Annotated in this window: 12 protein-coding genes; all 12 read left to right on the top strand. The window is 47.1% G+C overall.

The window, feature by feature from the left end:
* Positions 1 to 125: 125 nt before the first annotated feature.
* Positions 126 to 470: a preprotein translocase subunit SecE gene (secE, locus tag O3A65_08490; protein ID MDA1332499.1), complete on the top strand. Its 345-nt coding sequence runs from the start codon at positions 126 to 128 to the stop codon at positions 468 to 470.
* Between the two features lie 5 nt (positions 471 to 475).
* On the top strand, positions 476 to 1003 hold the full coding sequence (nusG, locus tag O3A65_08485) for a transcription termination/antitermination protein NusG (protein ID MDA1332498.1): 528 nt from the start codon (positions 476 to 478) through the stop codon (positions 1001 to 1003).
* 121 nt (positions 1004 to 1124) lie between these two features.
* Positions 1125 to 1556, top strand: a complete 432-nt coding sequence (gene rplK, locus O3A65_08480) for a 50S ribosomal protein L11 (GenBank protein ID MDA1332497.1) — start codon at positions 1125 to 1127, stop codon at positions 1554 to 1556.
* A 2-nt stretch (positions 1557 to 1558) separates the two neighbouring features.
* Positions 1559 to 2254 carry a 50S ribosomal protein L1 gene (gene rplA / locus O3A65_08475; protein MDA1332496.1) on the top strand — a complete coding sequence of 232 codons (696 nt, stop codon included), beginning with the start codon at positions 1559 to 1561 and terminating at the stop codon, positions 2252 to 2254.
* 247 nt (positions 2255 to 2501) lie between these two features.
* The gene (rplJ, locus tag O3A65_08470) at positions 2502 to 3032 is read left to right on the top strand and encodes a 50S ribosomal protein L10 (protein ID MDA1332495.1); all 531 of its coding nucleotides are present in this window, start codon (positions 2502 to 2504) and stop codon (positions 3030 to 3032) included.
* A gap of 46 nt (positions 3033 to 3078) precedes the next feature.
* The gene (gene rplL, locus O3A65_08465) at positions 3079 to 3459 is read left to right on the top strand and encodes a 50S ribosomal protein L7/L12 (protein ID MDA1332494.1); all 381 of its coding nucleotides are present in this window, start codon (positions 3079 to 3081) and stop codon (positions 3457 to 3459) included.
* 242 nt (positions 3460 to 3701) lie between these two features.
* A complete protein-coding gene (gene rpoB / locus O3A65_08460; protein MDA1332493.1) occupies positions 3702 to 7841 on the top strand; it encodes a DNA-directed RNA polymerase subunit beta in 4140 nt (1379 codons plus the stop codon).
* Between the two features lie 53 nt (positions 7842 to 7894).
* Entirely contained in the window at positions 7895 to 12130 is a 4236-nt protein-coding gene (gene rpoC / locus O3A65_08455) for a DNA-directed RNA polymerase subunit beta' (protein ID MDA1332492.1), read from the top strand.
* A 165-nt stretch (positions 12131 to 12295) separates the two neighbouring features.
* Complete coding sequence (rpsL, locus tag O3A65_08450) at positions 12296 to 12670, top strand: 30S ribosomal protein S12 (protein MDA1332491.1); 375 nt, start codon at positions 12296 to 12298, stop codon at positions 12668 to 12670.
* Positions 12671 to 12712: 42 nt separating this feature from the next.
* On the top strand, positions 12713 to 13183 hold the full coding sequence (gene rpsG / locus O3A65_08445) for a 30S ribosomal protein S7 (GenBank protein MDA1332490.1): 471 nt from the start codon (positions 12713 to 12715) through the stop codon (positions 13181 to 13183).
* Positions 13184 to 13208: 25 nt separating this feature from the next.
* A complete protein-coding gene (gene fusA, locus O3A65_08440) occupies positions 13209 to 15302 on the top strand; it encodes an elongation factor G (protein MDA1332489.1) in 2094 nt (697 codons plus the stop codon).
* 45 nt (positions 15303 to 15347) lie between these two features.
* Positions 15348 to 15460: GTP-binding protein (locus O3A65_08435; GenBank protein MDA1332488.1), on the top strand; the 113-nt coding region annotated here is incomplete at its 3' end.

Below are 15460 nucleotides of genomic sequence, written 5' to 3'. Positions count from 1 at the left end.
AGCTCAATTGGTAGAGCGTCGGTCTCCAAAACCGAAGGTTGGGGGTTCGAGACCCTCCTGGCCTGCCATTAAGATGGCGTTGTATTAAAACAGTTTCTTTTTTTGGACGGTAAGCGCAAATGGTAATGGATAACTTAAAACTTGGTTTTTCGGCGCTAATATTCATAGCGGGTATTGTTGGGTCATATATGTTAAGTGATCAACCAATGGTCCTTCGAGTACTTTGTGTGCTCGTTGGATTTGCAGTTGCTTTTGTTTTGCTCTCTTTCACAGAGAAAGGTCGTGACTTGATTCAGTTTGGCCGCGAAGCGATTGTGGAAACCAAAAAAGTTGTGTGGCCTTCTAGAAAGGAAACCGCCCAGACCACAGGCATCGTGGTAGTGTTCGTCTTGGTGATGGCGCTCGTGCTTTGGGGTATTGACGGCGTGCTCGGATCGCTGATTAGAATGATTCTCGGTGTGGAGGGCTAACGAATATGAAATGGTACGTGGTACATGCTTATTCAGGTTATGAAAAAAGCGTAAAGAAGAGTTTGTTGGAGCGCATCGAGCGAGCCGGGATGCAGGAGCACTTTGGTGAAATTTTAGTCCCGGTAGAAGAAGTGGTCGAGATAAAGGGTGGGCAAAAGTCAATCAGCGAGCGCAAATTTTTCCCAGGTTATGTCTTGGTTGAGATGAATATGACGGATGAAACCTGGCATCTGGTTAAGAGTAACTCTAAAGTCACTGGTTTTGTTGGCGGTTCTGGCAATAAACCAGCGCCTATCACGCAAAAAGAGGTTGATGGGATCCTTGGCCAAATTAAAGAGGGTTTTGAAAAACCCAAGCCCAAGACTTTATTTGAGCTTGGTGAAGGCGTGAGAGTTAAGGATGGGCCATTCGCTGATTTTCTTGGAAATGTAGAGGAAGTCAATTACGAAAAAAACAAAATTCACGTTTCGGTGTCCATATTCGGACGTTCAACGCCGGTTGAGTTGGATTTTGCTCAAGTAGAAAAAGCGTAATTTCGAAGCCATTATTAGGAAACACAATTGTGTTTTCAGTTATAATATCGGGCTGTAATTCTTTGGGGAGCGTTCTGATTGGGCGCGTTTGGACCCGCACTTACTATGAAGGAGTGTTGTAGTGGCAAAGAAAGTAATAGGTTTTATTAAGTTACAAATCCCTGCTGGTAAAGCAAATCCTAGTCCTCCGGTCGGCCCAGCTTTGGGTCAAAGGGGTTTGAACATCATGGAGTTCTGTAAAGCTTTTAATGCGAAGACGCAAAGCTACGAGCCAGGGCTGCCTCTGCCTGTGGTCATTACGGCATTTGCTGATAAGAGCTTTACATTCATCATTAAGACCCCGCCAGCCTCAGTGCTGATTAGAAAGGCGCTAAAGCTTGATAAGGGAAGCCCACGACCTCATACCGATAAAGTCGGAAAGCTAACCAGAGCTCAAATTGAGGAGATTGCAAAAGCAAAAATGGAAGATCTCAATGCGGGTGACATCGATGCGGCGGTTAAGATTATTGCCGGTAGTGCGCGCAGCATGGGTGTCGAGGTTGAAGGGAACTAAAGATGATGAAACTGTCGAAAAGAACTAAGAAAATAAAAGAAACGGTTGATCCGAGTAAGTTTTATAACCTGTTTGATGCGTTGACACTGGCCAAGAAAAATTCGACTGCTAAGTTTGATGAATCGATTGATATAGCGGTCAATCTTGGGGTGGACGCTAAAAAATCAGATCAGCTGGTTCGCGGAGCCGTCGTGCTGCCTAAGGGTACCGGTAAGACCGTGAGAGTTGCCGTGTTTGCGCAAGCTGATAAAGCCGATGAAGCCAAAGAGGCAGGGGCGGACATCGTTGGGTTTGAGGATCTAGCGGAGCGGGTTAAAGCCGGATCAATGGATTTTGATGTAGTCATTGCGACTCCGGACGCAATGAGAGTTGTTGGTCAGCTTGGGCAGATTTTAGGTCCCAGAGGGCTGATGCCGAATCCAAAAGTGGGAACGGTTACACCAAATGTGGGTGAGGCTGTAAAGAATGCAAAGGGCGGCCAAGTTCAATTTAGGACTGATAAGGCGGGTATTATCCAGTGCACTATTGGTAGAGCTTCTTTTGCTGAAGATGATTTGGCGGAAAATTTTAAAGCGCTGATTGATGCGCTCAAAAAAAATAAGCCTAGTGGCTCAAAAGGGGTATATCTAAGGCGTGTTGCCGTTTCAAGTACGATGGGCCCCAGCCTAAGGCTTGATCAGTCGGCGTGGACTAGTTAGTAATAAGAACTTTGGTGCCAGCTCAACGATGAATATTGTGGAGCTGGCCTGTCAAAGACCGTAGGTGTTCGAGAGAACCTAAATGTCGAGCTTCGGCTCTGTGGCCTACGCAGATAGTGATACCTAAAGACAGGTTGTTGGTGTTCATTGTAATGTTTGTGAATTTCACCACTTGTGTCAAAGGACGCTATTGAAGAGGGTGGTGAGGCAGGGTTGCCTTACTTTTTGTCAACAATAGGAGAAAAACTTGAGTCTCAATAGGAAACAAAAAGAGGCTGTCATCTTAGAGATATCCGAAAAACTCTCGGATGCTCAAGCCGTTGTGCTCGCTGAGTATAGAGGTTTAACGGTTGGAGAGATGACGCAACTCAGGGTTAACGCCCGCAATAGTGGTGTTTATCTGCGGGTTCTCAAGAATACTTTGGCCAAGTTGGCAGTGAAGGGCACCCCATTTGAGGGGCTGTCTGGGGATATGGTGGGTCCTTTAGCTTATGGGATTTCCGATGACCCTGTCGCTGCCGCGAAAGTGCTTAGTGATTTTTCGAAGACTAATGATAAGTTTCTGATTAAGGTCGGTGCGATGCCGAATCGGGTGATGTCCGCAGCGGACGTCTCTGTTTTGGCGAAGATGCCAAGTCGGGATGAATTGCTTTCGAAGTTGCTGGGCACTATGCAGGCGCCAATCGTAAAATTCGTTCAAACCCTCAAAGAGGTACCAACGAAATTTGTAAGAGGTGTTGCTGCAGTCAGGGATTTGAAAGAACAAGAAGCAGCGTAAACAGCGTTGATCAATATTTGAACACTTAAAACTGATTTCAGGAGAAATAAAAATGACTAAGGCAGAAATCTTAGACGCAATTGCGAGTATGTCTGTGCTGGAGCTCTCTGAGCTAATCACAGAGATGGAAAAGAAATTTGGCGTTTCAGCAGCGGCAGCGGTTGCAGCAGCTATGCCTGTGCCTGCAGCGGCAGCGGTTGCAGCAGACGAAGAAAAGACTGAATTTGACGTGATTATTACCGGCGCTGGTGATAACAAAGTGTCAGTCATCAAGGCGGTTAGGGCGCTTACATCACTTGGTCTTAAGGAGGCCAAAGACCTCGTCGATGGCGCTCCAAAGGCAGTTAAAGAAGGCGTATCAAAAGCGGAAGCAGATGAGTGCAAGAAAAAGCTTGAAGAAGCTGGTGCGGCGGTTGAGATTAAATAACCCGTTCATTAAAGTATTGCCCAAACGGTTTGCCTCCTCATCGGGGGTGAACCGATTTGTGGTTTTGAGAGGGTAAATAAAAGCTTTTTTGTTTTTATTTACGTTTTTGTATTATCTCTACGGTTTGGTCGGACTGGTTTTTCCAGTCGTCCGCCAGAGGTTGGTAGCGGCCAACCACCAGGCCCTCTTAATTGACGTTAACACTCAGTAATGTATTGCTGGGTTCTATTTACGGAGACATTATGGCCTATTCTTTCACCGAGAAAAAACGCATTCGGAAGAGTTTCGCGAAGCGTCAAGGTGTTGCTCCTGTCCCATACTTATTAGCGACACAGTTGGAATCATATTCTGAATTTCTGCAAACTTCAGTTGTGCCCGAGGAGCGTCGACAGCAGGGGTTGCAAAGCGCGTTTGAGTCGATATTTCCAATGGAGAGTCACTCTGGCAATGCGCGTTTGGAGTTTGTTTCCTATCAATTAGGGACTCCAGCGTTTGATGTGAAGGAGTGTCAGCAGCGGGGTCTGACTTATGCGGCACCACTTCGTGCTCGAGTTCGTTTGACGTTACTTGACAAGGATTCGCCAAAGCCAAAGCAGGTGATTAAAGAGGCGAAAGAGCAGGTCGTGTATATGGGAGAGATCCCATTGATGACATCGACAGGTTCGTTTGTGATTAATGGAACGGAGCGTGTAATAGTCTCTCAATTACATCGCTCTCCAGGTGTCTTTTTTGAGCATGATCGTGGTAATACGCATTCATCGGGCAAATTGTTGTTTTCTGCGCGAATCATTCCTTACCGAGGCTCTTGGCTTGACTTTGAGTTTGACCCAAAGGATCACTTATTCTTCCGTATTGATCGCCGCCGAAAATTGCCAGTTTCGATTCTACTCAAGTCGATTGGTATGACTGTTGAAGACATCCTCGGGTTTTTCTATGCATTCGATAAATTCGACTTTGGAAAAAAAGGGCCTGAGTTTCATATCAAGCCGGACCGGCTTAGAGGGGAAACGGCTCGTTTTGACATCAAAACGAAGCAAGGTAAGTTAATCATCGAAAAAGATAAGCGGTTTACGGCGAAACACGCACATGATTTACGTGAGGCAGGCATCGAAAAAGTAGCTGTTGAGCACGAGTTTCTTGTTGGGAGAATCCTTGCTAGAAACATTATAGATTTAGATACCGGGGAGATCATTGCGTCGGCGAATGAGGAGCTCACTACAGAATTAATTGAGAAGTTGGTTGAGGGGAATATTGGGGAAATTGAAACCCTTTATGTGAACGACCTTGACCAGGGGGCTTATATTTCGCAAACGCTGCGCGCTGATGACACTCCAGATCAGTTATCTGCCAAGGTTGCCATCTATAGAATGATGCGGCCTGGAGAGCCTCCAACTGAAGATTCTGTAAATGCCTTGTTCGCCGCACTTTTCTATACGCCACAGCGATACGATTTGTCTGCTGTTGGTCGAATGAAATTTAACCGACGCGCCTACCCTGAGGTCATTGACGAAAAAACTTCGGTTTGGCTCAAGAGTTTTTATGAGGAAGCTCAAAAAAATAATATTCCAAGTGAAGGAACACTTAGTAATGCTGACATTCTCGCGGTTGTTGCGATCTTGGTTGAGTTACGTAATGGTCATGGTGAGATAGACGATATTGACCACCTTGGTAACCGTCGCGTTCGCTCAGTTGGTGAATTAGCCGAAAATCAATTTCGCTCAGGCCTTGTTCGAGTAGAGCGCGCCGTGAGAGAGAGGCTTTCTCAGGCTGAGTCTGAGAATTTGATGCCTCACGACCTAATCAACGCCAAGCCGGTTTCGGCTGCGGTTAGAGAGTTCTTTGGGTCTTCGCAACTCTCTCAGTTTATGGATCAAACCAATCCATTATCAGAGATTACACACAAACGCAGGATCTCGGCACTCGGGCCTGGTGGATTAACTCGTGAGCGCGCTGGATTTGAAGTCCGAGATGTGCACCCAACCCATTACGGTCGAGTGTGTCCAATCGAGACGCCGGAAGGCCCGAACATTGGTTTGATTAACTCGTTAGCGCTCTACGCTCGTACGAATGAGTACGGTTTTTTAGAGACACCTTATGTGACAGTGAATAAAGGAAAAGTCACGGACCAGATTAAGTATCTGTCAGCCATTGACGAGGGTCAATACGTTATCGCGCAGGCGAACGCGTCATACGATAAGGCTGGTCGGTTAACAGGCGATCTGGTCTCTTGCCGGCACCGTGGGGAATTTACACTGGTTTCTGCTGACCGAGTGGACATGATGGATGTGGCGCCCTCACAAATTGTGTCAGTTGCTGCGTCTTTGATTCCGTTCTTAGAACATGATGATGCCAACCGGGCACTAATGGGCTCTAACATGCAGCGTCAAGCCGTACCTACGCTACGTGCTGAGAAGGCGCTTGTGGGAACTGGTATTGAGCGAATCGTTGCTGTTGATTCGGGAACGGCAGTTCAAGCGGAACGAGGTGGATTGGTTGATTATGTCGATGCCTCTAGGATCGTTATTCGAGTCAACGACGAAGAAACACGGGCTGGAGACGTGGGTGTCGACATTTATAACTTAGTTAAGTACACCCGCTCCAACCAAAATACGAATATCAATCAAAAACCGATCGTTAAACCAGGTGACATTGTCGCGCGTGGTGACGTGGTTGCTGACGGAGCTTCGACCGATTTGGGTGAGTTGGCCTTGGGTCAAAATCTCCTGGTAGCTTTTATGCCATGGAACGGATACAACTTTGAGGATTCGATTCTTATCTCGGAGCGAATTGTTGCTGAGGATCGCTTCACATCGATCCACATAGAGGAGTTGTCAATTGTTGCTAGAGAAACAAAATTAGGGTCTGAAGAAATTACGAGAGACATCTCAAATTTGTCTGAAGGTCAATTGGGGCGCTTGGACGAGTCTGGTGTTGTTTATATCGGAGCTGAGGTTCGTGCTGGAGATGTGTTGGTTGGAAAAGTTACACCAAAAGGTGAAACTCAATTGACCCCAGAAGAGAAACTACTCCGCGCTATTTTTGGTGAGAAAGCTTCTGACGTTAAGGATACTTCCCTTCGAGTTCCGTCTGGTATGGCGGGAACTGTGATCGACGTACAGGTGTTCACCCGTGAAGGCGTTGAGCGAGACAGTCGCGCACAGATGATCGTTGATGACGAATTGGGACGATTCCGTAAGGATTTATCAGATCAAATGCGGATTGTTGAAAACGATGCGTTTGGCCGTATGGAACGGCTATTGATTGGAAAAATTGCCAATGGTGGTCCGAGTAAGTTAGCCAAAGGTACGAAAATCACGAAATCTTATCTCGAGCAAATCAACCGATACAACTGGTTTGACATCCGATTAGCTAATGAGGAAGCAGCTAATCAGGTGGAACAGGTTCGTGAAGGTATTGAACAAGCCCGGAAGGATTTTGATGAACGATTTAGCGAAAAGCAGAAGAAATTAACGTCAGGTGACGAGTTGTCACCCGGTGTCCAGAAAATGGTCAAAGTCTATCTCGCAGTCAAGCGGCGCTTGCAGCCGGGCGACAAAATGGCGGGAAGGCACGGTAATAAAGGAGTTATTTCTAAAATTGTTCCGATTGAAGATATGCCGCACATGGCAGATGGAACGCCAATGGATATTGTGTTAAATCCCCTTGGCGTTCCTTCTAGAATGAACGTGGGACAGATTCTTGAGACACATTTGGGTTGGGCTGCAAAAGGCCTTGGCCACAAAATCGGTGTGATGTTGACCGCGAAGAGCAAGATCGAAGAGATCCGCAAGTTCCTCGATAAGGTTTATAACACCAGCGGTAAGAGCGAGGATATCGAGTTACTTACGGATCAAGAAGTGCTCGAGCTGGCGACTCAGTTGAAGAACGGGGTTCCATTTGCGACACCCGTATTTGACGGTGCTGATGAGGCTGAAATTAGACAAATGCTGGAGCTTGCAGGATTGCCGCAAAGTGGACAAATAGTGCTGATTGACGGCCGAACGGGTGACCAGTTTGACCAAGAGGTGACTGTTGGCTACATGCATGTACTCAAGCTACATCACTTGGTTGATGACAAAATGCATGCACGTTCGACGGGGCCATATTCCCTAGTGACGCAGCAACCACTCGGCGGTAAAGCGCAATTTGGTGGTCAGCGTTTTGGAGAGATGGAAGTATGGGCGCTTGAGGCTTACGGCGCATCCTATACCTTGCAAGAAATGCTTACGGTTAAGTCTGATGACGTCAATGGGCGAACGAAAGTGTATGAAAATATTGTCAAAGGTGAACACAAAATTGATGCTGGGATGCCGGAGTCATTCAATGTTCTGGTAAAAGAGATTCGATCACTCGTGATTGACATCGATTTGGATCGGCACTAAGTGGCATTGAACGAGTACCTATACTTCGACGAAGAATTTAAAAGGGGTAAACAATGAAAGCGTTGTTGGATCTATTTAAGCAGGTAAATCAGGAACGAGAATTTGATGCGATTAAAATCAGCCTCGCATCACCGGAGAAAATTCGGTCTTGGTCTTATGGAGAGGTCAAGAAGCCAGAGACGATTAATTATCGGACGTTCAAGCCTGAGCGCGACGGATTGTTTTGCGCAAGGATTTTCGGGCCGGTAAAAGATTACGAGTGTCTTTGTGGCAAATACAAGCGTTTAAAGCACCGTGGTGTTATTTGCGAGAAGTGTGGTGTTGAAGTCACGTTGTCGAAGGTGCGCCGCGAGCGAATGGCTCACATTGAGCTTGCATCACCTGTAGCGCATATTTGGTTCCTTAAGTCTCTCCCTTCACGATTGGGTATTGTTTTAGATATTCCGCTCAGAGATATCGAGCGTGTGCTTTACTTTGAGGCCTATATCGTCACGCATCCAGGAATGACGCCTCTGAATAAAGGGGATTTATTATCTGAGGATAATTATTTAGAAAAATTCGAAGAGTTTGGCGATGAGTTCTCTGCGGTGATGGGTGCTGAGGGGATCCGCGAGCTACTTAAAAATATTGATATACCTGGTGAAATTGAGATACTTCGGCAACAACTGAGCGATACCGAATCCGATACTAAAATCAAAAAGATTGCTAAGCGACTCAAAGTTCTAGAGGCATTTCATAAGTCTGGAATCAAGCCGGAATGGATGGTGATGGAGGTGTTGCCCGTATTGCCACCAGATCTGAGACCGTTGGTTCCCCTAGACGGAGGACGTTTTGCGACGTCAGACCTTAACGATTTATATCGAAGAGTCATTAACCGAAATAATAGATTGAAGAGGCTTCTCGAGCTTAAGGCTCCCGACATCATCTGTCGAAACGAAAAGCGAATGCTGCAAGAGTCGGTCGACTCATTGCTTGATAATGGGCGTCGTGGCAAGGCGATGACTGGGGCTAATAAACGCCCATTGAAGTCATTAGCTGACATGATAAAAGGTAAGGGCGGCCGATTCCGACAAAACTTGCTTGGTAAACGGGTTGATTACTCAGGGCGTTCAGTGATTGTTGTTGGTCCTCAGTTGAAATTGCATCAGTGTGGTTTGCCGAAGAAAATGGCGCTTGAATTATTTAAACCATTTATTTTTCATAAGCTCGAGGTTTTGGGGTTCGCCACAACGATTAAAGCTGCTAAGCGATTGGTGGAGCAGGAAGTTCCGGAAGTGTGGGATATTCTTGAGGATGTGATTAGAGAACACCCAGTCCTTTTGAATAGAGCGCCTACGCTACATCGTTTGGGCATTCAGGCATTTGAGCCCGTGCTCATTGAGGGCAAGGCAATACAGTTGCACCCATTGGTGTGTGCTGCCTTTAACGCCGATTTTGATGGTGATCAAATGGCTGTTCATGTGCCTCTATCCATTGAGGCGCAGATGGAAGCAAGAACTTTGATGATGGCATCGAATAACGTGCTTTCCCCGGCTAATGGAGAACCTATTATTGTTCCGTCTCAAGATATCGTATTGGGTCTTTATTACATGACCCGAGAGAAAATTGGGGCGAAGGGCGAAGGCATGATCTTTGCGAACGTTACAGAGGCGAAGCGGGCTTACCAGAACGGTGATATCGAGCTTCAAGCGTCGTGTGAAGTTCGTATTGCCGAGGGTAAGGCTGATGCAGAAGGTGGCGTCGGTAGGCGCGTCAGTCGGCAGAAGACGACCGTTGGTCGATCATTCTTGTCAGAGATTTTACCCGAAGGATTGCTTTTTGAATTAGTCAATAAGACGCTTAAAAAGAAAGAAATTTCTCGCCTTATTAACGTGAGTTTCAGAGAGTGTGGCACACGTGAAACGGTGATCTTCGCTGATAAATTGATGAACACGGGCTTCACGTTTGCGACGCGGGCAGGATTGTCGTTCGCGGTTAAGGATATGGAGATTCCTGAAGATAAGGTCAGAATTCTTGCTAGGGCTGAAGAAGAGGTAAAAGAGATTGAGGGTCAGTATACTTCGGGTCTTGTCACGCAAGGCGAGCGATACAACAAGGTTGTAGATATTTGGGGTCGAGCGGGAGATGTGGTTGCAAAGGCCATGATGGATCGGCTGGGTAAAGAGCCAGTTAAAAAGTGGGACGTTGGTTCCAATGCTTGGGTTCCGGTAAAAGATAAAAAGGGACAACAAATTTATCAAGAGTCTTTTAATTCAATATATATGATGGCCGACTCCGGTGCTCGAGGTTCTGCTGCTCAGATCAGACAGTTGGCCGGTATGCGTGGACTCATGGCGAAACCGGATGGTTCGATTATTGAGACGCCGATTACGGCGAACTTCAGAGAAGGGTTGAATGTGTTGCAGTACTTCATTTCAACTCATGGAGCTCGAAAAGGACTTGCAGACACTGCGCTTAAGACTGCTAACTCTGGATATCTAACCAGAAGACTGGTTGATGTCACGCAGGATTTGGTTGTTGTAGAGGATGATTGTGGTACCTCTCGCGGGTTCGTCCAAAAGGCATTAATCGAAGGTGGAGAGGTCGTTGAGCCTTTGAGCGAAAGAATTCTCGGCCGTGTGGTTGCAGAGGATCTGATTGATCCAGAAAATGGCGCACTGCTAGCAACAGCCGGGACTTTGCTTGATGAAAAGCTGGTGAACCAAATTGAGAATAGCGGGGTTGACGAGGTGAAGGTGAGGACACCTCTGACTTGTGAGACGCGTTATGGACTTTGTGCGAATTGTTATGGACGGGACTTGGCTCGAGGCCATTTGGTTAGTGCTGGTGAGGCTGTGGGTGTCATTGCTGCGCAATCGATTGGAGAGCCAGGCACTCAGTTGACGATGAGAACATTCCATATTGGGGGTGCTGCGTCACGAACTGCAGTTGCTAGCCAAATCGATTCAAAATCCAAAGGGGTTATTAAATTCTCACCGCAAATGCGTTATGTGACCAATGAGAGTGGTGAAAAAGTTGTTATTGCGCGGTCTGCTGAGATTGTGATCCTTGATGAAGTCGGGAGAGAGCGAGAGCGACATAAGGTTCCCTACGGAGCGATGTTGCAGGTTTCCGATGGTTCCACCGAAAAAGCCGGAAAAGTCTTGGCCAATTGGGACCCCCATACACGGCCGATCGTTACGGAATATTCGGGTACCGTTAAATTTGAAAGTGTTGTAGAGGGCGTCACTGTTGCGAGACAGATTGACGATGTAACTGGGCTCTCAGCACTAGTGGTCATCGATCCTAAGAGGAGTTCCGCTTCTCAAGCGAAGGACTCTCGGCCCAGCGTTCGATTGGTCGACGAAAATGGTGAGGAAATCAAAATTGCGGGAACCGACACGCCAGTGAACATTACGGTACCAGTCAATTCGGTCATTACAGTAAAAAATGGACAAAAGGTTGGGGTTGGTGAAATTCTGGCTCGAATTCCGCAGGAAAGTTCAAAAACCCGAGATATTACGGGTGGTCTGCCGAGGGTTGCGGAACTTTTTGAGGCTCGGGCGCCGAAGGATGCTGGGATGTTAGCGGCGGTCACTGGCGCTATATCGTTCGGCAAAGACACCAAAGGCAAGCAGCGCTTAGTTATGACTGACAGTGATGGTGTATCTCACGAGTTTTTGATCTCTAAGGATAAGCACATGATGGTTCATGAGGGCCAGTTGGTTAACATCGGCGAGATGATCGTTGATGGCCCACCGGATCCGCATGAGATCCTTAAATTATTAGGGATTGAGGCTTTAGCGCGATATATCATCGATGAAGTTCAAGATGTGTACCGTTTGCAAGGCGTGAAGATCAATGACAAGCATATTGAGGTTATTGTGAGGCAGATGCTGCGTCGCGTGAACATCACCAACTCTGGACACACTAGCTTCATCCAGGGAGAGCAAGTAGAGCGCTCTGAAGTGCTGGCTGCTAACGAAAAACTCATTGCTGAGGGTAAAACGCCAGCGACCTATGACAACGTGTTACTGGGCATTACCAAGGCATCGTTGTCAACAGATTCGTTCATTTCGGCAGCTTCTTTCCAAGAAACGACTCGAGTACTTACTGAAGCAGCAATCATGGGCAAGAGAGATGAGCTTCGCGGCCTTAAAGAGAACGTAATTGTGGGTCGATTGATTCCGGGTGGAACAGGTCTCGCGTACCATAGAAATCGTAAGCTACCAGAAGTGCCTGACATTTTTGAGGACGTACCAGCCGAGTCTGAGAGTATTTTTGAGGAGGTTTCTGAAGGCGAAGGCTAAGCTACGACTTGACATAGTGGGCGGGTGGTCTTAAACTCTTCCGTCTTTTTCCCAGTCCTTATAGTGACTGGGGTAACGGTTACAACACGAGTTGGGACGGATATCGTGTCCGTCCCAACTTTATTTATGTGGACCATCAATTATATTTAGGGCCCAATATTTAAGATGCCAACTACAAACCAATTGGTTCGCAAAGGCAGATCAGTGCCGATTGTGAAAAGTAAAGTTCCTGCGCTCGGGGGCGCACCTGCAAAGCGCGGAGTGTGTACTCGTGTGTATACGACGACACCTAAAAAACCAAATTCAGCACTGAGAAAGGTTGCCAAAGTGCGCCTGACGACGGGCTTTGAGGTGATTAGTTACATCGGGGGCGAGGGCCATAATTTGCAGGAACACTCGGTTGTCCTAATTAGAGGGGGGCGAGTTAAAGATCTCCCAGGGGTGCGCTATCACGTAGTTCGAGGTAGTTTGGATACTCAGGGAGTGAAGGATCGTAAGCAGTCTCGATCTAAGTATGGAGCTAAGAAAGCTAAGGGTTAGGTATCGTTTAACGGGCTGTTAAAAGAATGCAAAGAGGTTTAAATGCCAAGACGTAGAGAAGTACCCAAGCGGTTGATATTGCCAGATCCGAAATTTCATAACCAAGAGGTTGCGAAATTTATGAATGTAATTATGCAGTCCGGCAAAAAGTCCGTGGCCGAGCGAATTGTTTATGGCGCGCTTGAGCACATTGCAAAAAATGGTCAGTCGGATCCGTTGGCTATCTTTAATAGTGCGTTGTCGAACGTGCGCCCTCTTGTTGAGGTTAAGTCTCGACGAGTGGGGGGGGCTAATTACCAAGTTCCTGTCGAAGTTCGTCCTTCGCGTCGTAGCGCTTTAGCGATGCGGTGGTTGAAGGACGCGGCAAGGTCTAGAAGTGAAAAGTCAATGGCTGCCAGGCTGGGTAATGAGCTCAAGGACGCGTCAGAAGGTCGTGGCGGCGCAGTGAAGAAAAAGGAAGAAGTGCACCGCACGGCAGAAGCAAACAAAGCATTTTCCCATTTCCGTTTTTAAGTTTAAAGTATTCTAGAAAGCATGCATGGCCCGAACTACACCGCTTGAGCACTACCGAAATATTGGGATCAGTGCACACATCGACGCTGGAAAAACGACGACGACTGAGCGTATTCTGTTTTACACGGGCGTGTCTCACAAAATTGGTGAAGTGCATGATGGTGCAGCAGTCATGGATTGGATGGCTCAAGAGCGTGAGCGAGGGATCACGATTACTTCCGCAGCTACAACATGTTTCTGGAAGGGTATGGACGGCACTTTGCCAGAGCACCGGATTAATATCATTGACACTCCGGGACACGTAGACTTTACGATTGAGGTGGAGCGGTCGCTGCGAGTTCTTGATGGTGCCTGCATGGTTTATTGTGCCGTAGGTGGGGTCCAGCCTCAGTCGGAAACTGTTTGGCGACAAGCGAATAAGTATCGAGTGCCACGCATCGCGTTCGTGAATAAGATGGACCGACAAGGGGCTAATTTCTTCAAAGTATTTGAGCAAATGCGAGCGAGGTTAAAAGCTAACCCGATCGCACTTCAGGTCCCAATTGGTGCTGAAGAAGGTTTTGAAGGAGTTATCGACCTCGTCAAAATGAAAGCGATTTATTGGGACGATGCTACCAGCGGTACCAAATTCGAATTGAGAGATATTCCTGCAGAGCTACAAGCTGAGGCGGATGAGTGGCGGGAAAAACTAGTCGAAGCTGCGGCAGAGTCTTCTGAAGAATTGATGAATAAATATCTTGAGGAAGGCAATCTTTCTGAGAAAGAAATTCAAGCAGGTATTCGAGCACGCACTATCGCAGTAGAAATTGTACCAATGATGTGTGGAACGGCGTTTAAAAATAAAGGTGTGCAGGCGATGTTGGATGGTGTGGTCGACTATTTGCCGTCTCCCCTTGATGTGCCACCTATTAAGTGTGAGACCGAAGCGGGAGAGCCTGCAGAACGAAAAGCAGATGATGCGGAGCCTTTTTCAGCATTAGCCTTTAAGATTATGACTGACCCGTATGTCGGGCAATTGATCTTTTTCCGAGTGTACTCAGGGACTTTGAAAGCGGGTGATGCGGTCTACAATTCTGTAAAAGGTAAAAAGGAGCGTATTGGACGAATACTTCAAATGCACGCAAATAATCGTGAGGAACTCAAAGAGGTTCGAGCTGGAGATATCGCTGCTGCGGTTGGGTTAAAAGATGCGACCACGGGTGACACGTTGTGTAGTCAAGACAAGACAGTGGTTCTAGAAAGAATGGAATTTCCTGAGCCGGTTATTTCTCAGGCCGTGGAGCCAAAGACTAAAGCTGACCAGGAAAAGATGGGCATTGCTTTGAGTCGATTAGCGCAAGAGGATCCGTCCTTCAGGGTCAAAACAGACGAAGAATCTGGACAAACAATCATTTCGGGAATGGGTGAGCTTCATTTGGAGATCCTCGTAGATCGTATGAGCCGCGAGTTCGGTGTAGAAGCGAATATTGGCAAACCACAGGTTGCCTATCGTGAGGCAATTAAAAATTCTATCGAAATTGAGGGTAAGTTCGTTAAGCAAAGTGGTGGTAAGGGGCAGTACGGCCATGTCTGGTTGAAGATGGAGCCTGCCGAACAAGGTAAAGGCTTTCAGTTTCTCGACGGGACAAAGGGCGGATCGGTTCCGAAAGAGTATATTCCCGCAGTGCAAAAGGGACTGAATGAGGCTATCACCTCTGGGGTTGTTGCCGGTTACCCAGTGGTAGATGTAAAAGTTACTTTGTTTGACGGATCCTATCATGAGGTTGATTCGTCAGAAAACGCCTTTAAGATGGCCGCGATCCTTGCATTTAAAGATGGGATGAGGAAGGCGAATGCGGTTTTGCTCGAGCCTATAATGGCGGTCGAGGTCGAAACTCCGGAAGAAAAGATGGGCGATGTGATCGGTGACTTGTCCGGACGTCGAGGTACGATTCAGGGGATGGAAGATATGGTCGGAGGTGGTAAAGCGATCCGGGCAGAAGTTCCTCTTTCGGAAATGTTCGGATACTCCACTACTCTTCGTTCGTTGACGCAAGGGCGAGCAACGTACACCATGGAATTTAAGCATTATGCAGACGCACCTAAAAGTGTTGCCGAAGCAGTGGTAAATAATAAATAGTAGGTATTGGTTTTCAACTAATTGATTAAAGATTAAGAGGACATCATGGCAAAGGGAAAGTTTGAGCGGACAAAACCGCACGTGAATGTTGGAACAATTGGACACGTTGACCATGGTAAGACGACGCTAACGGCGGCGATTACAACTGTTCTGGCTAA

This window comes from Pseudomonadota bacterium (genome assembly GCA_027624715.1).
GTDB lineage: Bacteria > Pseudomonadota > Gammaproteobacteria > Burkholderiales > Eutrophovitaceae > Eutrophovita.
The sequence above is the reverse complement of the archived record's forward strand: the minus strand, read 5'-3'. Positions and strand labels throughout refer to the sequence as shown.